Source organism: Prauserella halophila (assembly GCF_024171895.1).
Taxonomy (GTDB): Bacteria; Actinomycetota; Actinomycetes; order Mycobacteriales; family Pseudonocardiaceae; genus Prauserella; species Prauserella halophila.
On record NZ_JAMTCQ010000008.1, the window covers coordinates 299,776 to 320,622 of the forward strand.

Consider the following 20,847-nt stretch of genomic DNA (forward strand, 5'->3'; position numbering starts at 1 on the left):
ACGTCCGCCGAGGTGGAATGGTTCGTTCGTGCACCTCGAATGCGATGACGGCGTGACGGTTTCTTTCCGCGCGGTGGAGGTGGTTGTTGTCTCGGCGGCCCCCGCACCCAATCTGCGGGTTTTGGCGGCAATGGTCGTCGAGTGCCCGGCAACTCCGCGAACCTCGGGACCGGCGTTCCCGCACTTGTCGAGTCATTCCACGGTCGCCGAAGGACCCACCTCGCTCTCGGCGGATTTCTTCCACACCTGCGGCTACACAGGTCTGACACGGGGCGCATTCGACCGACTCACACGGTTCCGCGACCCGGCCGCCCCGCTACGCCACACACGCCGCCTACGACCGGGTCGAAATCGTCGTCACCTCGCCCTCTTCGTGCGCTCGAACCACTCGATTACAGGACACACTCTACACGTGCCCTGCCGGGACTGTGTCACTCTATTGTGTAATATCTGTCTCGACCGTGTGTTCGATACGGTTGGTGTTGTGGATGACGTGATGGAGGAGATCGAGCGGGTCGGTGTTGTTCGGGCTCGGCGGGCGCGGCTCGATGCCGAAGAACTCGAACTGTTGGCGGCGATCGCGGCGGATGCGGGCGACGACCGTGGTGTGGCCGAGGAGTTGACGCCGGTGTTGCGGGTGTCGACGCGGGAGGTGGAGCGGCGGATCGAGGATGGGCGGTCGGTGGTGCGGCGGATGCCGCGGCTGCACGCGGCGATGCAGAACGGTGAGGTCGAGTCGTACGGGGCGCGGCGGGTGCTGGCGGTGGTCGGTCCGCTCGATGACGACATCGCCCGCCAAGTCGACGGTCTCCTGGCGGAGAGGCTGGTGGATGCGCCGGAGACGGCGTGGCAGCCGGGCAACCTCGCGCAGCGGGTGCGTCGGCTCGTGGAGAAGACCGATCCCGATGGGCAGGTCGAACGGGCCCGGCGGGCACGGGCGGAACGCAAGGTCGAACTCACGCCCGGCGAACACGCGATGTCGTCACTGGAAGTGAGCCTGCCGGCCGAACGGGCGGGCGCCTGTTATTCGCGGGTCGATGCGATGGCCCGATCACTGCGGCACGGTGGTGACCGCCGCACCCTGGACCAGCTACGGGCCGACGTGGCCGCCGACCTGCTGCTGGGGCGTGACCCCGGTGTCTCCCCGCCGGAAGCGGCAGCCATGGTGTATCTCCACGTGCCCGTTGACGCGGCCCTGTCGATGGTCGACGACGGCTGTGAGTTGGACGGCTACGGGCCCATACCGGCCCGATCGCGCGCGAAATCATGACCAATGAGCGGAGTATCTGGCGGGCGGTGTTGTGCGACCCCGGAACCGGTGAGCCGGTGGACCTGGGGCGCAGGAGGCGACGGCCGAGTGCGGTGATCCGGGAGTTGGTGCGGGTGCGGGACCGCGAATGCGTCATGCCCTGGTGCCACCGCCCCGCCCGGCACTGCGACCACGACCACGAACACCCCTGGGCCGCCAATATCAGTGACAGTGACAGTGGTGGTTCGACGTCGGTCGCCAACGGCGGACCCCGCTGCCGACGACATCACCGACTCAAAGACCGGCCCGGCTGGAATGCCCGCTACGACCCGGTCCACGGCGTCACCCGTGTGACAACTCCGCACGGGGCGACCTACACCGCCCACCGCGAACCCGTCCTCACCCCCACACGCCACACCCCGAAACGACAGGACCCGGGACGACAGAACCCGGGACGCACCGCCCCGAAACGCCAGGCGCCGGGACGCGAGGCGTCGGCACGCCGCGCCCCCGCACACCGCCACACCGCCCGTGCCGAACCGGAACGAGAAACCACCGCCCCGGAACACCAGGACAACGACAGCCCACCGTTCTAGGTGTGCTGTTCGGGCTCGTTGGTGACGGCTCGGCACGGGGTTGATGATCTTGATGTGGGTGAGGGCCTCCGGGTTCGGTGTGGATCACCACGAACAACACGCCGATCCGAGGAGGCCCTCTGGTGGTCCACCGTAGCGCTCCGCTGACCCCGACCGGACGGCTGCGGCTGGCCCAGTGCGTTGTCGAGGACGGCTGGCCCGTGCGCCGCGCGGCCGAGCGGTTCCAGGTCGCCCACACGACCGCGGCCCGCTGGGCCGGCCGCTACCGCCACGACGGCGAGCAGGCTTTGGACGATCGCTCCAGCCGTCCGCACCACAGCCCGCAACGCACCGGTCAGGTAGTCGAGCACGAGGTCCTGCGGCTTCGTGACGAGCACAAGATCGGGCCGCTGCGCATCGCCGGTCGGGTACCGGTCGCTGCCTCGACCGTGCACCAGGTCTTGGGCCGCCACCACCGCCCGAGTCTGGCCGCGTGCGACCGGGCCACCGGCGAACCGGTGCGCCGCTACGAACGCCGCCGCCCCGGCGAGCTCGTCCACGTCGACGTGAAAAAGCTAGGTCGGATTCCCCGGGGCGGCGGCCATCGCGTCCTGGGACGCGCCGCCGGTCGCGGCAACCAAGCCCGCGCCTGCGGTGGTGGGTATCTGTTCCTGCACACCGCACTCGATGACCACTCCCGACTGGCCTACACCGAGACCCTGGCCGACGAGAAAGCCGCGACCTGCGCCGACTTCCTACGCCGGGCGCAGGCCTGGTTCACCGGCCACGGCGTGACCATCGAGCGAGTGCTCACCGACAATGCCTGGTCCTACCGCAAAAACACTTGGCAACAAGCCTGCGCCGACCTGGGCATCGCCCGACGGTTCACCCGCCCCTGGCGCCCACAAACAAACGGAAAGTGGAGCGCTACCACCGCACCCTGCTCGACGAATGGGCCTACCAACAGCCCTATCAATCCGAAAACGAACGCCAGCAAGCCTTCGACGACTGGCTCGACTGGTACAACTTCCACCGACCCCACACCGCAATCCACAGAGCCCCACCAGCCAACCGCGTCACCAACCTCCCCGAATCACCCCCCCCCAGGGCACATCAGGCACGCCAGCAGTGGTGGTCCCGGCGCACCGGTGACCGGTCGGCACGCGGTCGATGATCTCGGCCAGTAGCTGCGCCGGCAGACACGCATAGCCCTATCGGGCGATAACGACCACTCGACGGAGTAGCACAGTCGAGCCCCCGGACCTGCCGATAGTCAGGGCATGCGTACGTTCAGCGCCCGTTTGTCCCGGACCGTGACCGTCGCCGCGTGCACGCTCGCCGTGCTCTCGCTGGGCGGGCAGGCGACCGCCGCGCCGCCGGAATCGTCCCTGGCCCTGTCGCTGCAGCACAGCGACGGCACCATCGCCTTCACCCAGCTGCACTGCGACCCGGCGGGAGGCTCGCACCCGACCGGCGCCCAGGCGTGCGAGAGCCTCGACGAGGTGGGCGGACAGCCGGCCGCACTGGGCTCCGACAGCCACGGCGACCTCTGCCCGATGATCTATGCGCCCGTGCGCGCCTCCGCACACGGGCACTGGCGAGGCGAACCGGTGCACTTCACCACGACCTACAACAACAGCTGCCTCGCCGACGCCGAATCCGGCGGTGTGTTCGGGTTCTGAGGCACGCAGCCCGCATGAGATCACCGGCCGGGCCGTGCAGCCCGGACCCCGTGCAGTCCGGACTCCGCACAGCCTGAATCGCACAGCCTGAATCGCACAGCCTGACTCGCACAGCCGGACCCCGCAGAGTCCGGACTCCGCACGACCCGGCCGTCACGTATCCCACAGCCACCCCTCCGCCTCGACCGCCTCGGTCACACTCGGACCCGGGACATCGGGTTTCGCCGAGGTTTCACGCGTGGCACCGGCGATGTTTCCCCGCCGCGCGCAATCGACATTCTGTCGCCGCGACCCCGCATCTTTGAACACTCTGCCAATCCCGGCCGCCGCGCCGCGGCGCGCACGATGCGCCAATGGCGTCGACGACCGCACAATTCCGGCACCCGGACGGCCGGGTGGAACTACGCGATGCGTCGTCACTTCACGGAAGCCGGTTCTTCAACGACGAACTAGCCCCGGTACCCGTCGAGCGACGAACCTGGACCACCTACAACTACTTCGCGCTGTGGAACGGAATGGCCTTCAACCTTCCGTCCTATCTACTCGCGTCCGGCCTGATCGCCATCGGCATGAACTGGGTGCAGGCCTTCATGACGATCGCGATCGCCAACGTGATCGTCCTGTTGCCGATGCTGCTCAACAGCCACGCGGGAACGAAGTACGGGATTCCGTTCCCCGTTTTCGCCAGGGCTTTCTTCGGCATTCGCGGCGCCAACCTCGCCGCGCTGCTGCGCGGGCTCGTGGCCTGCGGCTGGTTCGGCATCCAGACCTGGGTCGGAGGGCAGGCCGTCTTCGTCATCCTCGGCGAACTGTTCGGTGACGCCTGGACGGGTGCGGCCGAGTTCTACGACCAGCCGTGGACCCTGTGGCTGTGTTTCGCGGCGTTCTGGGCGCTGCAGATGGCCATCATCTGGCGTGGCATGGAGGCCGTCAAACGGCTCGAGAGCTGGGCCGCACCACTGGTCACGGTCGGTTTCGTGATCCTGCTGATCTGGATCCTCATCAAGGCGGGCGGCTTCGGCCCGATCTTCTCGCAGGAGTCACAACTGGGCTGGGGCGCGGAGTTCTGGGGCGTGTTCGCGCCGTCGCTGACCGGAATGATCGCGTTCTGGGCCACGCTGTCGCTGAACATGCCGGACTTCACCCGGTTCGGCCAGGGCCAGCGCAAACAGGCGTGGGGCCAGATCCTCGGCCTGCCGACCACGATGTCGTTCATCGCGATCATGTCGATCATGATCACCTCGGGCGGCATGGTGGTCTACGGCGAGGCCATCTGGGATCCGGTCGAGCTGGCCAGCCGCTTCGACTCTCCGGTCGTCGTGATCGCCGCACTGGCCGGCATCGTGCTCGCCACCGTCACCACCAACCTGGCGGCGAACACGGTCAGCCCCTCCTACGACTTCTCCAACGCGTTCCCGCGCAGGATCAGTTTCCGCACGGGCGGTCTGATCACCGGTGTCATCGGCATCGTGATCCAGCCGTGGCGGCTCATCTCCGACCCGAACATCTACATCTACGCCTGGCTGGGCTTCTACGGCGGCGTGCTCGCGACGATCGCGGGCGTGCTCGCCGCGGGCTACTGGGTGCAGGCGCGCCGAACGCTGTCGCTGACCGACCTGTTCGCCGACGGCCGCGGGCGCTACTGGTTCACGGGTGGCTGGAACTGGCGCGCCCTGGTGGCGACGGTCGTCGGCGCGGTGTTCGCCGTCGGCGGTGCGTACTCCGCGCCGGGTGAGGGGCCGTTCCCGGCCGACGGGCTCATCCCGTGGCTCCAACCCCTGTACGACTACAGCTGGGTCGTCGGCCTCGTGGTCGCGTTCCTGGTGTTCCTCGCGCTCTCGCTGCCCGGCGGAGCGTCGAACAACCCCACGTCGCACAACCCGATTCCGGAGGAGGAGACAGGTGAACGAAGTGGTGAGGGCCGCCCTGGTCCAACAGCGGTGGACCGGTGACAAGGATTCGATGATCCAGGCCTCCGTCGACGCCATCGCCTCGGCGGCCTCGCAGGGCGCACAGGTCGTGTGCCTGGAGGAACTGTTCTACGGGCCCTACTTCTGCCAGGTACAGGACACCGAGTACTACTCCTACACCGAGACCGTCCCCGACGGTCCGACGACCCGGCTCATGCAGGAGGTCGCGCAGCGGCACGGCATCGTGGTCGTCGCACCGATGTACGAGCAGGAACAGCCGGGCCTGTTGTACAACACGGCCGCGGTGATCGACGCCGACGGCACCTACCTGGGCAAGTACCGCAAGAACCACATTCCGCAGTTGAAGGGCTTCTGGGAGAAGTTCTACTTCCGGCCCGGCAACACGGGCTATCCGGTGTTCGACACCGCGGTGGGCCGGATCGGCGTCTACATCTGTTACGACCGGCACTTCCCCGAGGGGTGGCGCGCGCTCGGCCTGGCGGGCGCGAAGATCGTGTTCAACCCCTCGGCCACGAGCCGCGGCCTGTCGCAGCACCTCTGGCGCCTCGAACAGCCCGCCGCGGCCGTGGCCAACGAGTACTACGTCGGCGCGATCAACCGGGTGGGCGTGGAGCCGTTGGGAGACAACGACTTCTACGGCCAATCCTATTTCGCCGATCCACGCGGCCAGCTGATCGGCGACGCGGCCTCGGACACCGACGACGAGGTCGTGGTACACGACCTCGACCTGACCGAGCTCGCCGAGGTGCGCAACCTGTGGGCCTTCTACCGCGACCGCAGGCCCGACTCGTACGACTCACTGGTGACCCCCTGAGGAGGCCGATCCGATGAGAACCCTGATCAAGAACGGCACCGTGCTCAGCACGACCGGTGCGGTGACCGCCGACGTCCTGGTCGACGGCGAGACGATCGCCGCCGTGACCGCACCCGGCCTGCTGGCCGGGCAGAACGCGGTGTTCGACACCGAGTTCGACGCCGCGGGCAAGTACGTCATGCCGGGCGGGATCGACGCCCACACGCACATGGAGATGCCGTTCGGCGGCACGTTCTCGGCCGACACGTTCGAGACGGGAACGCGGGCCGCCGCATGGGGCGGCACGACGACGATCATCGACTTCGCCGTCCAGCCCAAGGGCAGTTCCCTGTTGTCCACACTGGACACGTGGCACGAGAAGGCCGAGGGCGACTGCGCCATCGACTACGGCTTCCACATGATCGTCTCCGACGTCAACGACGCGACGCTCAAAGAGATGGAATCGTGTGTGGCCGCCGGGGTGAGCAGCTTCAAGATGTTCATGGCCTACCCCGGGGTCTTCTACTCCACCGACGGCGAGATCCTGCGCGCCATGAACAAGGCTGCCGACATCGGCGGCACGATCGCCATGCACGCCGAGAACGGCATCGCGATCGACGAACTCGTCGCCCGCGCGATCGCCGAGGGCAGGAGCGGGCCGTACCAGCACGGTGCTACCCGACCTCCGGAACTGGAAGGTGAGGCGACCTCGCGCGCGATCACCCTGGCCCGGGTCACCGGATCGCCGCTGTACATCGTGCACCTGTCGGCTGCACAGGCGCTCTCGGCCGTGGCGGAGGCCCGCGACGAGGGGCAGAACGTCTTCGCCGAGACGTGCCCGCAGTATCTCTACCTGTCCATCGACGACCTCGCGAAGCCCGACTTCGAGGGCGCCAAGTACGTCGCCTCTCCCCCACTGCGCGAGAAGCACCACCAGCCCGACCTGTGGCGAGGTCTGCGCACCAACGATCTGTCGGTCGTCTCCACCGACCACTGCCCGTTCTGCTTCAAGGACCAGAAGGAGCTCGGACGCGGCGACTTCACCAAGATCCCGAACGGTATGCCCGGTGTCGAGCATCGGATCGACCTGCTGCATCAGGGCGTGCTCGCCGGCGAGATCTCACTCGCCCGCTGGGTGGAGGCGTGCTCGACGACACCCGCCCGGATGTTCGGGTTGTATCCCCGCAAGGGCGTGATCGCGCCGGGCGCCGATGCCGACATCGTCATCTACGACCCGGCCGCCGAGCAGACGATCTCGGCCGAGACGCATCACATGAACGTCGACTACTCGGCCTACGAGGGCATGACCGTCACGGGCCGGTGCGAGACCGTGCTCTCCCGCGGCAGCGTCGTGGTCGACCGCGGGACCTACCACGGCCGAGCGGGACACGGCCGGTTCCTCGAACGCGACCTGTGCCAGTACCTGAATTGAGAGGAGCCGGGTGTGGATTTCGGAGTGGTGCTCCAGACCGACCCGCCCGCGCGGGACGTCGTGCGGCTGGCGAGCCTGGCCGAGGACGAGGGCTTCCGCTACGGGTGGACGTTCGACTCGGTCGTGCTGTGGCAGGAACCGTTCGTCATCTACTCGCAGATCCTGGCCGCGACGTCGTCGATGACGGTCGGGCCGATGGTGACCAGCCCCGGCACGCGCGACTGGTCGGTGCTGGCCTCACTGTTCGCGACGCTCAACGAGATGTACGGCAACCGCACGGTGTGCGGCATCGGCCGCGGCGATTCGGCGCACCGTGTGATCGGCAAACCACCGTCCACACTGGCCACGCTGCGGGACTGCATGACCACCGTGAAGGATCTGGCCGAGGGCCGGGAGGCGCGGCTGCACGACACCGCCGTGCGCATGCCGTGGGTGTCGGGCGGCCGGCTCGAGATGTGGATGGGCGGCTACGGCCCGAAGGCACTCAGGACGGTCGGCGAGCACGCCGACGGTTTCATCCTGCAGTGTGCGGACCCGGCGATCGCACGGTGGACGATCGGCGCGGTGCGTGAGGCGGCGAGCGCCGCGGGCCGTGATCCGGGCGGCATCACGATCTGTGTCGCAGCACCGGCGTACGTCGGCGACAACGTGGCGCATCAGCGCGAACAGCTGCGGTGGTTCGGCGGCATGGTCGGCAACCACGTGGCCGACCTCGTCGCCCGTTACGGCGATTCCGGGCCGGTGCCGCGCGAGCTGACCGAGTACATCGCGGCGCGGGAAGGATACGACTACTCCCACCACGGCCGTGCGGGCAACCCGTCGACGGAGTTCGTCCCCGACGAGATCGTCGACCGATTCTGCCTGACCGGCCCCGCCGAGGCGCATGTGCGGCGGCTGGAAGAGCTGGCCGAACTGGGTGTCGACCAGTTCGCCCTCTATCTCATGCACGACCGGCGCGAGGAGACGCTCCGCGCCTACGGCCGGGACGTCATCCGCAAGCTGGCGTCGTGACCGTCGAGGGTGCTCCGGCGGCGGAACCGGCGCCGGAGCACCCTCGACCGCCACTCACCTCAGCCGAAGGTCACCTGAGCTGCCGGGACCGTGGTCGCCGTCCTGCCCGGCGCAGCGTGGAAGCTCCAGTACAGGTTCGTGTGGGCGATGACCGCCTCGGGCGGAGGGACGCCCCACACGGACCGGTCGCCTGCGGTGTGGGCATCGCCGACGAGCGTGACGTCGTAGCCCCGGGTGAACGCCCCGTGCAACGTCGACCGGATGCACGCGTCCGTCTCCGCACCCGTCACCACCAACGTGCCTGCGCCGCGTGCCGCGAGGACCGATTCCAGATCCGTGTCCTCGAAGGCGTCACCGTAGTTCTTGCCCACGACCGCTTCCCCGCCCGCAGGCTGCAGTTCCGGCACGATCTGCCAGCCGGGGCTGCCTTCGACGAGTTCCTCGTCCGCATGCCGCACCCATACGACCGGCACGCCGGCGCGCCGCGCACGATCGACCAGCGCTCCGATGGTGGCCACCACGGCGTCCCGCCGATACGCCTCGTCGACCACCGCGTTCTGCACGTCGACGACCATCAGTGCGGTGTGGGGCCGGCCGTCCAGGACCGTCATGTGTCTCCTCGCGTCGTCTGTCTCCTTGCGTCGTCCCACGGCCCGTCGGCACCACCGGACGGACCCGCCTGCCGAACCCTACGTACGACCACCGACAGTTCCGGCGAGTCAGCTGTTCACGGTCTCCTCGGCCGCACGTTCGGCGGCCTTCTCCTCGCGCCACGTCTCGTCGTCCGCGCCGCGGCGCCAGTATCCGGAGATCGACACCCGATCGCGCTCGACGCCGCGTTCGCGCAGCAGGTACCGGCGCAGTTCGCGTACGAAACCCGCCTCGCCGTGGACGAACGCCTGCACCTCGCCCGCGGGGAACTCGAGTGCGCGCACCGCGGCGACGAGGTCGTCGGCGCGGGAGCGGTGCAGCCACTGCACCTGCGCGTCGGCCTTCGTGACGAGCGGCAGGTGTTCACGCTCGTCCTCGACCAATACGAACACCCGGACGTCGGCGCCGTCCGGCATCGCCTCCAGCGCGTTCGCGATGGCGGGCAGTGCACTCTCGTCGCCGACGAGCAGGTGCCAGTCCGCATCGCCGGACGGCGCGTAGCTGCCGCCGGGGCCGACCAGCTGCACCTCGTCACCCGCCTCCAACTGCGCGGCCCACGGGCCCGCCAGCCCGCGATCGCCGTGGTGAACGAAGTCGAGAACGAGTTCGCGCGCGTCGGGGTCGAAGCCACGGACGGTGTAGGTCCGCATCCGGGGCCGCTGCTCCGCGGGAAGATCCGCCAGGTCGAGCGGGTCCGGGTAGGTCACGCCGTCCGGGGCGAACAGGACTTTGACGTAGCTGTCGGTGCACGTGTTCGGCGCGAACGCCGCGAGGCCGTCGCCCCCGCAGACGACGCGGATCAGGTGTGGGGTCAGGCGTTCGGTGCGCCGCACCGCGGCCCGCATCACCGGCCTGCTGCGACCTCGCTTGTCGGCCATCCGTGCACTCCTCACCTCGCGCCGTTCCCTCGCGAGTAAGGCTACCCTTACATTCACCCGGATGCACTCACGGCCCCGACCGACGAGTCGGCACCTCGACCGCAGCAGGCACCCGGCCGCGGGACTCCTCTTGACACTTCGCCAACAAGCGGCGAGCGTGGTGCTCATGACGCAGTTCGACTACGACGTCCTGGTCATCGGCTCCGGCTTCGGCGGCAGCGTGAGTGCTCTCAGACTGACGGAGAAGGGCTATTCGGTCGGCGTTCTCGAACAGGGCCGCCGATTCGCCGACCACGAACTGCCCCGGACGTCGTGGCGACTCCGCGACTACGTGTTCGCGCCCGCGCTGGGCTGCACAGGCATTCTGCGCATCACACCGCTCACGGAGGCGCTGGTCCTCTCCGGCGCGGGTGTCGGCGGCGGGTCGCTGGTCTACGCCAACACGCTCTACCAACCACCCGACACCTTCTACGCCGATCCGCAGTGGGCCCACATCACCGACTGGAAAGCAGAGCTCGAGCCGTACTACGACCAGGCGCGCCGCATGCTCGGGGTCGCCACCTATCCGTGCACGACGTCCGCCGACGAGGTCGTGCGCTCGGTCGCCGACGACATGGGCATCGGCGACACCTACGGCCCCGCGCCGGTCGGCGTGTTCTTCGGTGACGAGAGCGCGGAACGCGGCGTGACCGTTCCCGATCCGTACTTCGGCGGCACCGGTCCGCGCCGCCGCACGTGCACCCACTGCGGCGAGTGCATGACCGGCTGCCGCCACAACGCCAAGAACACGACCGTCAAGAACTATCTGTACCTGGCCGAACGGGCGGGCGCCCGGATCCACCCGCTCACCACCGTCACCGCGGTGCGGCCCCTGTCCGGCGGCGGCTACGCCGTCGAGACCGCCGCCACCGGGAAGCCGTGGCAGAAGCGGACACTCTGCGCCGAACAGGTCGTCTTCTCGGCGGCCGCCCTCGGCACGCAGCGCCTGCTGCACCGCATGCGCGACCACGGCGTTCTGCCGCGGCTGTCGGAGCGGCTCGGAGTACTGGCGCGCACCAACTCGGAGGCGATCCTCGCCGCCCGCTCCCTCCGGGAGGGCACCGAGTACCACCGCGGCGTCGCCATCACCTCGTCGATCCACCCCGACGAGGCGACGCACGTCGAACCCGTGCGCTACGGCAAGGGCAGCAACCTCCTCGCCCTGCTCGGTGCGGTACTCGTCGACCCGAAGCCCGGCAGGCCTCGCTGGCTGCTCGGGCTGAAGGAGATGTGGCGCCGGCGGCGGGACCTGCCGAAACTGCACAATCCGAAACGCTGGTCGGAGCAGACGATCGCGCTGCTGGTGATGCAGACCCTCGACAACTCGGTCACCACCTACACCAGGCGCGGCAGGCTCAGAACGAAACCGGGCGTCGGCGAGCCCAATCCGACCTGGATCCCCGCGGGCCACGACGTCACCCGGCGCGTGGCCGACAAGATCGACGGACTGGCCGGTGGCGGTTGGAACGACCTGGCCGACGTCCCACTGACCGGGCACTTCATCGGCGGCTGCACCATCGGCGACTCCGCGGAGACCGGTGTCGTCGATCCCTACCAGCGTCTCTACGGGTACGAGGGACTGCACGTCGTGGACGGTTCGGCGATCTCGGCGAACCTCGGTGTGAACCCGTCGTTGACCATCACCGCACAGGCCGAGCGGGCGATGGCACTGTGGCCCAACAAGGGCGAGCCCGATCCGCGGCCCGCACTCGGCTCCGACTACCGCCGCGTCCGGGCGGTGTCCCCGGAGAACCCGGTCGTCCCCGAGGCGGCGCCGGGTGCGCTGCGGCTCCCCCTGTCACCGGCGTGATGTCGGCACGCATGCGAAACTGCTCCGCATGACCGCCGGATCCGCGCCGAAGTGGCGCAGGCTCGAGCCCGACGAACGCAGGGAGCAGATCTTCACCTGCGCCGCCGAGCTGTTCGGCGAACGACCGTATGCCGCCGTGTCCACCGCCGACATCGCGGCACGCGCCGGTGTCGCCCGCGGGCTGATCAACCACTATTTCGGCACGAAACGCGAGCTGTACCTCGCCGTCGTCCGGCGGGCACTGACCCTGTCGCCGTCGGCCGCGGCCACCTTGCCCGACGGCTCCCTCGCCGAGCGCACCGACGCGGCCGTCGACTGGTTCCTCGACATGGTCGGCAAACAGCAGAAGATGTGGCTCGCCGCGATCACCCCGGAAGGCATCGGCCGCGACGAGGAGGTCGAGCGCATCCTCGACGAGGCCGACCGCGACGCGGCCGGCCTGGTACTCGAGGCGATGGGATTCGACCGCGGGGACGAACGCTGGGAGCAGCTGATCGCACTGGTCCGTACCTACGGGGGCATGGTCAAAGCCGCCAGCCGCGAATGGCTCGACCGCGGGACACTCAACCGCAGCCAGGTGCACACCGTGCTCTCGCAGGTGCTCTACACCCTCGTCGCAGACGTCATCCCCCGCGCCCGCCATCAATCCGAGTAGAGCGGCCGTCCGCACGCGTCCCATGCCGGGGCCGAGGCGTGCCCCCTGGCCCCGAGCTGTCGACGTCCAGCATCGGAAGTCTGTTGGCGTCCATCATCGGAAGTTCGCATCGTGGATAACTTCTTCTGCTATGCGATAGGGTGAGGTGTCATCTTTCGCCGGACGAGGAGTGCCCCATGACTCGACTGCAAGCCGGCCGACCGGCCCCCGCCTTCACCCTGAGCGACGCCCGGCACCGGCAGGTCAGCTCGGCCGACTACGCAGGCCGGCACCTGATCGTGTACTTCTACCCCAAGGCCGCCACCCCGGGCTGCACCACCGAGGCCTGCGACTTCCGCGACAATCTGGCGTCCCTGGAGGCCGCCGGTTACGCCGTCGTCGGCATCTCGCCCGACGAGCCCGAGGCGCTGCGGACGTTCATCGACGACCAGGCGCTCACGTTCCCGTTGCTCTCCGACCCCGACCAGTCCGTGGCCCGCGCCTACGGCACCTACGGCACGAAGACGCTCGGCGACCGCACCGTGGAAGGCACCCTGCGTTCCACGTTCGTCCTCGATCCCGACGGCACCCTCACGCACGTCGCCTACGAGGTCGACGCACAGGGACACGTCGCCGAGCTGCGGCGCACGCTGGGACTCTGAACGGACGCCCGGACGGACGCCCGAACGGGCACATACGGACGACGGGGTCCCGACCGAACCCGGTCGGGACCCCGTCGTCGCTAGGTTCGCCCGGTGCAGCCGCAGCTCGGCGCCGACGCCGCCGCGGCGGCGCGGTCCGCGACGATGCGGTCCGCGACGATGCGACAGCCCACGTCGTCCAGCAGCTCACGGGCCCTGGTCATCGACTCCGTCTCGTCGGCGGCCAGGTCGCTCAGCGCCCGGACCCGGTCGATCCCCGCGGCCGCCTGCTGCCGCAGGTCCAGACCGTTGCGCCCGCACACCGCTACCACCGGGACGCCGTGACGAGCGGCGCACCCGGCGACCCCGACCGGGACCTTGCCGGCCAGCGACTGGGTGTCCAGGCTGCCTTCCCCGGTGACCACCAGGTCCGCGGCCGCGATCTTCTCCCCGAGGCCCACGAGCTCCATGACGACCTCCACACCCGGTCTGCGGACCGCCTCGAGCAGGCCCAGTGCGGCGAAGCCGACGCCGCCTGCCGCGCCCGCGCCCGGTTGATCCGCGGCACGGACGACCCGCTCGGACCAGGCCGCTCCCCCGCACCGTTGCGCGCCCGCGGCCAGGACCGGTACGGCCCGGCGCAACGCTTCCGAGGTCTGCCGCACCTGCCGCGCGTCGAGTCCCTTCTGGGGACCGAAGACCTCCACGGCCCCGCCGGGACCGACCAGCGGTGAGTCCACATCGGCGGCGATGACGATCCGCGTCTGCCCCAGCCGGGGATCCAGCTCCCGCAGATCCGCCTCGGCGAGGTCGTTCAGCCCTGCCGCACCCTCCGGGACGGGCCGCCCGGAGGCGTCGAGCAGCCGGGCTCCGAGCGCGGACAGCAGCCCCGCACCTCCGTCACTGCAGGCGCTCCCGCCCAGCGCCAGCACGATGGTCCCCGCTCCGTGGTCCAGAGCCGCCCGCACGAGTTCGCCGGTGCCACGGCTGGTGGCCAGCATGGGGTCCGCGCCCGCGGCCATGTCGCCGAGTCCGGAGGCCTCGGCCAGCTCCACGACCGCGAGCGTGCCCCGGGTCCCGGCACGGGTACCCCACCGTGCCGGGACCGGTCTCCCGTCCGGGCCGGTGACCCGGTGGACCTCGATGTTCCAGTCCACTTCCCCGTCCGCGGTCACGGCCTCGAGCGTGCCCTCTCCCCCGTCGGCCATCGGGACCTGCACCAACCGGGCGGACGGAGCAACGCGACGCATCCCGGACGCCACGGCCCCGGCCACGTCCCGGGCGGAGAGGGAACCCTTGAACGTGTCCGGAGCGATCACCACGGTGCCCGGTGGGCCTCCGGTCGAGGCCGTGCCCGCCATCGCCGTCACTCCGGCACGGCGAGCGCGGTCAGCGCCGTGGGGGCGTCCTCAGGGCGCTCGGCCATCGGCTCGAACTCGTTGATCGCGCTCAGCGAGGTGCCCATCGAGACGTTGGTGACCCGCTCGAGGATCACCTCGACGACGACCGGCACCCGGTTCGCCTCGGCCCGGCGCGCCGCGTCCTCGAGAGCCCCGCGGATCTTCTCCGGGGCCTCGACGCGGACGGCCTGGCAGCCGAGGCCTTCGGCAACGGCGACATGGTCGACCCCGTAACCGGCACTGTCACCGGTCGCGTTGATGTTGTCGAAGGCGAGGGAGACCTCGAAGTCCATGTCGAAGCCGCGCTGGGCCTGGCGGATCAGCCCCAGGTACGAGTTGTTGACCACGACGTGGACGTACGGGATCCGGTGCTGGGCGCCGACGGCGAGCTCCTCGACCATGAACTGGAAGTCGTAATCGCCGGAGAGTGCGACCACGGTCGTGTCCGGCAGGGCGCGGGCCACGCCGAGCGCCGCAGGCCCGGTCCATCCCAGCGGGCCCGCCTGACCGGCGTTGATCCAGGACCTCGGCCGGTAAGCGTGCAGCATCTGCGCACCGGCGATCTGGCTGAGCCCGATCGTGGTCACGTAGGTGACCTCCCGGCCGAAGGCCGCGTTCATCTCCTGGTAGACGCGCTGCGGCTTGATCGGGACGTCGTCGAAGTGCGTCTTGCGATGCAGGGTGCCCTTGCGTGCGGCGCATTGGCGAGCCCAGCCGGCGAATCCGAGGCCCTGCCCGCTGTCGGCCCGCCGGCGCGCGGCCGTCAGCAGCGCCTCCAGCGCGGCGCCCGCGTCCGAGACCACCGAGTAGTCGGGCGCGAAGACCCGGCCGATCTGGGTGGGCTCGATGTCGACGTGGATGAAGCGCCGGCCAGACCGGTAGGTCTCCAGATCGCCGGTGTGCCGGTTGGCCCACCGGTTGCCCAGGCCCAGCACCACGTCGGAGTCGAGGAACGTGGCGTTGCCGTAGCGGGTGTGGGTCTGGATGCCGACCATGCCGGCCATCAGCGGATGGTCGTCCGGGATGGCGCCCCAGCCCATCAGGGTGGGCGAGACCGGGATGTCCAGCAGTTCGGCGAGTTCGACCAGCTCGTCGGCCGCGTCGGCGTTGAGCACGCCCCCGCCGGCGACGATCAGCGGGCGCTCGGCCTCCGCGAGCATGTCCAGGATCTTCTCCGCCTGGGCCTCGGTGGCCCGCGGCGGCGTCACCGGCAGCGGCTCGTAGGTGTCGATGTCGAACTCGATCTCGGCCTGCTGCACGTCCAGCGGCAGGTCGATGAGCACCGGCCCCGGCCGCGAGGACCGCATCAGCTGGAAGGCCTTCTGAAAGGTCCCCGGAACCTGGGCGGACTCGAGCACCGTCTTGGCCATCTTCGTCACCGGCTCGGCGATGGCGGAGATGCCCACCGCCTGGAAGTCCTCCTTGTCCAGCACCGCCACCGGCGCCTGGCCGGTGATGCACAGGATGGGCTGGGAGTCGGCCTGGGCGGCGTAGAGGCCGGTGATCATGTCGGTGCCCGCCGGGCCCGAGGTGCCGATGCAGACCCCGATGTTGCCCGGGGCCGCACGGGTGTAGCCGTCGGCCATGTGGGAGGCGCCCTCCACATGGCGCGCCAGCGTGTGGCGGATCCCTCCGCGGGCCTTCATCGCCGAGTACAGCGGGTTGATCGCCGCACCGGGCAGCCCGAAGGTCTCCACAGCGCCCTCCTTCTCGAGGATGAGCGCTATCGCATCAACTGCGCGCATGCGTGTCATCGCGCGCCTCCTTCTCTGTGGGACGTCTGCTGGGATGTGGATCGTGGCTGGATGAGTGGGATGCGACCACGGATCCGCCCTCCGGTCAGGCGGCGTTCCGCGGGGTCCCGGCGGAGCCGGAGCCGCCGGAGAGCTGCTCGACGAGCGTGAACAGCCCGGAGTGGTCGAGGTGACCGCCTCCCTGCCGGACCGTGGCGGCCACCAGCTGCGCCACGGACGCGGCCAGCGGTGTCGCGACGCCGGCCTCGCGGGCGGCGGAGGTGACGATGCCCATGTCCTTGTGGTGCAGCTCCAGGCGGAAACCCGGTTCGAAGGAGCGATCGAGCATCTTCTGCCCCTTCTGGTCGAGCACCTTGGAGCCGGCCAGTCCGCCGCCGAGGACCTGCAGCGCCGCCTTCGTGTCCACCCCGTAGGCCTCGACGAACGCCACCGCCTCGGAGAGCGCCTGGATGTTCACCGCGACGATGAGCTGGTTGGCGGCCTTGACGGTCTGCCCGGAGCCGGAGGGGCCGACGCGGACGATCGTCTTGCCGACGGCGTCGAAGACGTCGGCCATGGCGTCGAAGTCGGCCTGCTCGCCGCCGACCATGATGGACAGTGCGCCGTCGATCGCGCCCTGCTCACCACCGGAGACCGGCGCGTCGAGGGGTTTGAGGCCGGCCTCGCGAGCCTGTTGCGCCAGCGTGATGGCGGTGTCGGGACGGATGGTGGAGGCGTCGATCCAGGTGGCCCCTGCCCTGGCGTGGGCGAGGATGCCGTCCTCGCCGGTCAGCACGGCCTCCACGTCCGGGGAGTCCGGGACCATGGTGATGATGACGTCGGCGTGGGCGACTGCCTTGGCGATCGAGTCGGCGGCGGTGCCGCCCGCGGCGGCGAGCGCCGTCGCCTTCTCCGGGGAGCGGTTGTAGCCGGTGACGGAGTAGCCCGCGCCCACCAGGTTCTCGGCCATCGGCAGGCCCATGATGCCCAGTCCGATGACGGCGATGTTCTTGCTCATTGAGTTCAGTCCTCTCGACGGATCTCCCGCGCCGGCCGCGGCGCGGGCGGGTGCGTGCTGGGTGTGCGCTCCGTGCGCTGCGTGGAGGCTGGCGCGCACGGGTCGGTGCTCAGCCCCGGGACGTGCCCGCGGGCCTGCGGAGCCAGTCGAAGGCGGTCGCCTCCTCCTGCTTGTATTCCAGGGCCACGGCGCCGTCGTAGCCACGGGCGTAGGCGAGGTCGATCCATTCCTGCAGCGGCAGCTCACCGGTTCCCGGGGCGCCGCGGCCCGGGGCGTCGGCGATCTGCACGTGGCCGAACCGGTGCGCGTGCTGCTCGATGACCGCGGCGACGTCGTCGCCGTTGATCGCCAGGTGGAAGAAGTCCGCCAGCAGCGCGACGTTGGTCGCCCCGGCTCGATGGACCTTCTCGATGACGGCGAGCGCATCCGCGGCGGTCTTCAGCGGGTAGGCGTCCGCTCCGGACACCGGCTCGACGAGAACGGTGCCGCCGAGGGGGGCCACCGTCTGCGCGGCGGTGAGCAGGTTCTCGACGGCCAGCTCGTCCTGGGCCTGCGGCTCCTGGTCGTCCTGGCGCAGCCCGTAGAGGGCGTTGAACGCCGTGCAGCCGGTGCGGCGGCCGATCTCGGCGGCCAGGGCGGCGTTGTCGGCGAACTCGGACCGGTGGCCTGCCACCGACACCATCCCGCGGTCGCCGCCTGCCATGTTCCCGGCCCAGAAGTTCAGGCCTGCCAGGGAGACCCCGGCGGCCGAGAGCGAGTCGACGAAGGCGTCGACGTCGGCGTCGGCGGGACGGGGCTCGCCGTCGAACGGCCACCAGAACTCCACGCGGGAGAAGCCGGCGCGGGCCGCGGCGTCGGCGCGATCGACGACTGCGTGCTCGGTCAGCAGTGTCGAGCAGTTGAGGATGTAGTTCTCGGGTGAGGTGGCGTCGAACCGCGATGCCATGAAGACCTCCTGTGGGGGTTGTCCGATCCGTGAACTCCGTAATGTGGAAACTTATCTCCACTAGATGAAAAAGAATAGGGCGGCGAGTGAAGCGCGGTCAACCGCCCGCCCTGTCGAGCTGCCGACGACAGGCAGGCGACGAGTGGACATGGGACACCCTCCGGCCGAGTGCGCGCACACGCTGCACCTGTTGCCAGAATTGCCGTGTCCAGGAAAAAGCCGGATCCGGCACGGATTTCGCCACGGATGCCCCCACCGCCGGACGACGTGCTGTTCGCTCCGCAGGCACCGCGCCGCGACATCGCCTGTTGACCGCGCCGGGCGACTCAATCACTATACGGAATGTCAGTATCGCATCGCGGAGTTGACGCTTCGACTGTGCCGGGCCGCCGCCCACAGCCTCCGGCGCCCGCACTGCGGCGAACCCCACCGCCGCCGTGCGGCACCGGCGACGGCCGGTACAACACCTCAGAAAGGTGCTCAATGATGAGCAAGAAGACCTCCCGGGGCGCGCGGAGCCGACGGATGATCCCGGCCTCCTCGGAGCAGCCGGAGGACGAATGGCTGCCCCTCGGCCAACTCGCCACGTTCGGGCTGCAGCATGTGCTGACGATGTACGGCGGACTGATCGCCGTCCCGTTGATCATCGGCGGGGCCGCGGGGCTGAGTCCCGAACGTACGGCCGTACTCGTCACCGCGAGCCTGTTCATCGGCGGTCTGGCCACGGTGCTGCAGAGCGTGGGACTTCCCTTCCTCGGCTCCAAACTGCCGCTGGTGCAGGGCGTGTCCTTCGCCTCGGTCGCGACGATGGTGGCGATCCTCGCCGGCCCCGGCAACGACCTGGCCACCGTGGCGGGCTCGATCGTCGCCGCCAGCATCCTCGGCTTCGTCGTGGCGCCGTTCTTCGCCCGCATCATCCGCTTCTTCCCACCGGTGGTCACCGGTGTGGTCATCACCGCCATCGGTTTGACGCTGGTACCGGTGGCCGCGAACTGGGCGATGGGCGGCGACTCCGAGTCCGAGGACTACGGTTCCCTCGCCAACATCGGCCTGGCCTTCCTCACGCTCGCGATCATCCTGCTGCTGAGCAAAGTCGGCTCGGCGACACTGTCACGACTGTCCATTTTGCTGGGACTCGTCGGCGGGACCGTCGTCGGCGCGTTCCTGGGGCTGACGGACTTCAGCGGCGTGGGCACCGGTTCGCCGATCGCCGCCCCGGAGTTCCTGGCCTTCGGCGTACCGACCTTCGACATCGCCTCGATCATCTCGATGACCATCGTCATCCTGGTGATCAAGACCGAGACCGCCGCCGACATCATCGCCGTGGGCGAGATCATCGGCACTCCGGTCGACCGTCGCCGGATCGCCAACGGCCTGCGCGCCGACATGCTCTCCTCGGCCGCCGCGCCACTGTTCGGCTCCTTCACCCAGTCCGCCTTCGCCCAGAACGTCGGCCTGGTGGCACTGACCGGGGTCAAGAGCCGCTTCGTGGTCGCCAGCAGCGGCGTGATCATGATCGCCCTGGGGCTGCTGCCCATCTTCGGGCAGGTAATCTCGGCGATCCCCATGCCCGTCCTCGGCGGGGCCGGCGTCGTCCTGTTCGGCACGGTGACCGGATCCGGCATCCGGAATCTGCGCAGCGTGTCCTACGACGGCAACATGAACCTCATCATCGTGTCGACGTCGCTGGCGTTCGCGATGATCCCGGTGGTGAAGGAGGACTTCTACCACCACTTCCCCGAGTGGTTCCAGACGATCTTCCACTCCGGCATCTCGTCGGCCGCCATCATGGCGGTGCTGCTGAACCTGCTGTTCAACGAGCTCACCGCCGGCAATTCCCGCAACCCGTCGGTGTTCGCCGCCAAACCCGTACGGGTGCTGTCCCCCTCGGACCTGCGCGACCTGCGCGAGGGCGACGTGTTCGTCGACGGGCGGTTCGTCGACTGCGACGGCGAGGAGGTCCCGCTCGTACCGGACGACAAGCTCGAGGAGGTCCGCGCGAAGATCGAGTGCGGGGACATCACCGACACCAGCCAGGTCCCCGGGGTGCTCGCCTCCGACGGAGACGAGCCGCCGGCGCCGCACCCCGCCGGTGACGTCGGCGACGCCCGACTCTCCGGCGAAGCGGGCACCACGCAGGAGGCAGGTGCCGTACGGGAAGCAGCCCACGCTCGGCGCGAGCCCCGGGGCCACGGCACGGCCGAGCGCCAGGACTGAACCGGCCACCCACAACGCCGACCCGGAAGGGACGGCGAACACTCGGGGCCGAGGTGCGCAACGCACCTCGGCCCCCGAGTTCGTGTTGCGCCTTCCGGAGCCCGTGTTGCGCCTTCCGGGGATCGTGTTGCGGATTCCGGAGCCCGTGTTGCGGATTCCGGGGCCCGTGTTGCGGACACGCACGCCACACCCGCGAACACGACACTC

General features: G+C 69.6%; 17 protein-coding genes and 1 pseudogene. 12 read left to right on the forward strand and 6 right to left on the reverse strand.

The window, feature by feature from the left end; genetic code table 11:
• The first annotated feature begins 28 nt into the window (after positions 1 to 28).
• From LY41_RS23765 to LY41_RS01665, 8 genes and pseudogenes are all read left to right on the forward strand, one after another.
• Positions 29 to 1,270, forward strand: coding sequence for a DUF222 domain-containing protein (locus tag LY41_RS23765; RefSeq protein WP_253862016.1), 1,242 nt, complete (start codon positions 29 to 31; stop codon positions 1,268 to 1,270).
• Positions 1,267 to 1,845 carry a hypothetical protein gene (locus LY41_RS01635; protein WP_253862017.1) on the forward strand — a complete coding sequence of 193 codons (579 nt, stop codon included), beginning with the start codon at positions 1,267 to 1,269 and terminating at the stop codon, positions 1,843 to 1,845. The genes LY41_RS23765 and LY41_RS01635 overlap by 4 nt, the downstream gene beginning before the upstream one ends.
• A 122-nt stretch (positions 1,846 to 1,967) precedes the next feature.
• Positions 1,968 to 2,911, forward strand: a pseudogene (locus tag LY41_RS01640) (IS481 family transposase); the annotation flags it as partial.
• 193 nt (positions 2,912 to 3,104) lie between these two features.
• Positions 3,105 to 3,506 carry an SSI family serine proteinase inhibitor gene (locus LY41_RS01645; RefSeq protein ID WP_253862018.1) on the forward strand — a complete coding sequence of 134 codons (402 nt, stop codon included), beginning with the start codon at positions 3,105 to 3,107 and terminating at the stop codon, positions 3,504 to 3,506.
• A 353-nt stretch (positions 3,507 to 3,859) separates the two neighbouring features.
• Positions 3,860 to 5,458 (forward strand): NCS1 family nucleobase:cation symporter-1, encoded by a 1,599-nt coding sequence (locus LY41_RS01650; RefSeq protein ID WP_253862019.1) that lies wholly within the window; start codon positions 3,860 to 3,862, stop codon positions 5,456 to 5,458.
• Positions 5,409 to 6,251, forward strand: coding sequence for a nitrilase-related carbon-nitrogen hydrolase (locus tag LY41_RS01655; RefSeq protein WP_253862020.1), 843 nt, complete (start codon positions 5,409 to 5,411; stop codon positions 6,249 to 6,251). Before LY41_RS01650 ends, LY41_RS01655 begins: the two co-directional genes overlap by 50 nt.
• 13 nt (positions 6,252 to 6,264) lie before the next feature.
• Positions 6,265 to 7,662, forward strand: coding sequence for a dihydropyrimidinase (gene hydA / locus LY41_RS01660; protein ID WP_253862021.1), 1,398 nt, complete (start codon positions 6,265 to 6,267; stop codon positions 7,660 to 7,662).
• Positions 7,663 to 7,674: 12 nt separating this feature from the next.
• Complete coding sequence (locus tag LY41_RS01665) at positions 7,675 to 8,673, forward strand: TIGR03842 family LLM class F420-dependent oxidoreductase (protein WP_253862022.1); 999 nt, start codon at positions 7,675 to 7,677, stop codon at positions 8,671 to 8,673.
• A 59-nt stretch (positions 8,674 to 8,732) separates the two neighbouring features.
• Here LY41_RS01665 and LY41_RS01670 read toward each other — a convergent pair whose 3' ends face one another.
• Together LY41_RS01670 and LY41_RS01675 are read right to left on the reverse strand one after the other, a co-directional pair.
• Positions 8,733 to 9,284, reverse strand: a complete 552-nt coding sequence (locus tag LY41_RS01670; RefSeq protein ID WP_253862023.1) for an isochorismatase family protein — start codon at positions 9,282 to 9,284, stop codon at positions 8,733 to 8,735.
• Positions 9,285 to 9,392: 108 nt separating this feature from the next.
• Positions 9,393 to 10,202, reverse strand: coding sequence for a siderophore-interacting protein (locus LY41_RS01675; protein ID WP_253862024.1), 810 nt, complete (start codon positions 10,200 to 10,202; stop codon positions 9,393 to 9,395).
• 166 nt (positions 10,203 to 10,368) lie between these two features.
• Here LY41_RS01675 and LY41_RS01680 point away from each other — a divergent pair, with 166 nt between their 5' ends.
• From LY41_RS01680 to bcp, 3 genes are all read left to right on the forward strand, one after another.
• Positions 10,369 to 12,051, forward strand: coding sequence for a GMC oxidoreductase (locus LY41_RS01680; protein WP_253862025.1), 1,683 nt, complete (start codon positions 10,369 to 10,371; stop codon positions 12,049 to 12,051).
• Between the two features lie 28 nt (positions 12,052 to 12,079).
• On the forward strand, positions 12,080 to 12,706 hold the full coding sequence (locus tag LY41_RS01685; protein ID WP_253862026.1) for a TetR/AcrR family transcriptional regulator: 627 nt from the start codon (positions 12,080 to 12,082) through the stop codon (positions 12,704 to 12,706).
• 176 nt (positions 12,707 to 12,882) lie between these two features.
• The gene (bcp, locus tag LY41_RS01690) at positions 12,883 to 13,347 is read left to right on the forward strand and encodes a thioredoxin-dependent thiol peroxidase (protein ID WP_253862027.1); all 465 of its coding nucleotides are present in this window, start codon (positions 12,883 to 12,885) and stop codon (positions 13,345 to 13,347) included.
• Positions 13,348 to 13,427: 80 nt separating this feature from the next.
• On the opposite strand, the gene LY41_RS01695 is transcribed toward bcp, so the two are convergent.
• From LY41_RS01695 to LY41_RS01710, 4 genes are all read right to left on the reverse strand, one after another.
• The gene (locus LY41_RS01695; RefSeq protein WP_253862028.1) at positions 13,428 to 14,687 is read right to left on the reverse strand and encodes a glycerate kinase; all 1,260 of its coding nucleotides are present in this window, start codon (positions 14,685 to 14,687) and stop codon (positions 13,428 to 13,430) included.
• Positions 14,688 to 14,692: 5 nt separating this feature from the next.
• Complete coding sequence (gcl, locus tag LY41_RS01700) at positions 14,693 to 16,480, reverse strand: glyoxylate carboligase (RefSeq protein WP_253862029.1); 1,788 nt, start codon at positions 16,478 to 16,480, stop codon at positions 14,693 to 14,695.
• Between the two features lie 85 nt (positions 16,481 to 16,565).
• A complete protein-coding gene (locus LY41_RS01705) occupies positions 16,566 to 17,681 on the reverse strand; it encodes a 2-hydroxy-3-oxopropionate reductase (RefSeq protein WP_308292186.1) in 1,116 nt (371 codons plus the stop codon).
• Positions 17,587 to 18,423, reverse strand: coding sequence for a hydroxypyruvate isomerase family protein (locus LY41_RS01710; RefSeq protein ID WP_253862031.1), 837 nt, complete (start codon positions 18,421 to 18,423; stop codon positions 17,587 to 17,589). Before LY41_RS01710 ends, LY41_RS01705 begins: the two co-directional genes overlap by 95 nt.
• A gap of 486 nt (positions 18,424 to 18,909) precedes the next feature.
• On the opposite strand from LY41_RS01710, the gene LY41_RS01715 reads away from it, so the two are divergent.
• The gene (locus tag LY41_RS01715) at positions 18,910 to 20,640 is read left to right on the forward strand and encodes a nucleobase:cation symporter-2 family protein (RefSeq protein WP_253862032.1); all 1,731 of its coding nucleotides are present in this window, start codon (positions 18,910 to 18,912) and stop codon (positions 20,638 to 20,640) included.
• Positions 20,641 to 20,847 lie beyond the last annotated feature (207 nt).

Bases quoted from the DNA above. Each gene is read 5' to 3' on its own strand.
- LY41_RS01635 (WP_253862017.1), top strand. From the start codon at position 1,267: ATGACCAATGAGCGGAGTATCTGGCGGGCGGTGTTGTGCGACCCCGGA.
- LY41_RS01645 (WP_253862018.1), top strand. From the start codon at position 3,105: ATGCGTACGTTCAGCGCCCGTTTGTCCCGGACCGTGACCGTCGCCGCG.
- LY41_RS01650 (WP_253862019.1), top strand. From the start codon at position 3,860: ATGGCGTCGACGACCGCACAATTCCGGCACCCGGACGGCCGGGTGGAA.
- hydA (WP_253862021.1), top strand. From the start codon at position 6,265: ATGAGAACCCTGATCAAGAACGGCACCGTGCTCAGCACGACCGGTGCG.
- LY41_RS01670 (WP_253862023.1), bottom strand. From the start codon at position 9,284: ATGACGGTCCTGGACGGCCGGCCCCACACCGCACTGATGGTCGTCGAC.
- LY41_RS01675 (WP_253862024.1), bottom strand. From the start codon at position 10,202: ATGGCCGACAAGCGAGGTCGCAGCAGGCCGGTGATGCGGGCCGCGGTG.
- LY41_RS01680 (WP_253862025.1), top strand. From the start codon at position 10,369: ATGACGCAGTTCGACTACGACGTCCTGGTCATCGGCTCCGGCTTCGGC.
- LY41_RS01685 (WP_253862026.1), top strand. From the start codon at position 12,080: ATGACCGCCGGATCCGCGCCGAAGTGGCGCAGGCTCGAGCCCGACGAA.
- bcp (WP_253862027.1), top strand. From the start codon at position 12,883: ATGACTCGACTGCAAGCCGGCCGACCGGCCCCCGCCTTCACCCTGAGC.
- LY41_RS01695 (WP_253862028.1), bottom strand. From the start codon at position 14,687: ATGGCGGGCACGGCCTCGACCGGAGGCCCACCGGGCACCGTGGTGATC.
- gcl (WP_253862029.1), bottom strand. From the start codon at position 16,480: ATGACACGCATGCGCGCAGTTGATGCGATAGCGCTCATCCTCGAGAAG.
- LY41_RS01710 (WP_253862031.1), bottom strand. From the start codon at position 18,423: ATGGCATCGCGGTTCGACGCCACCTCACCCGAGAACTACATCCTCAAC.
- LY41_RS01715 (WP_253862032.1), top strand. From the start codon at position 18,910: ATGAGCAAGAAGACCTCCCGGGGCGCGCGGAGCCGACGGATGATCCCG.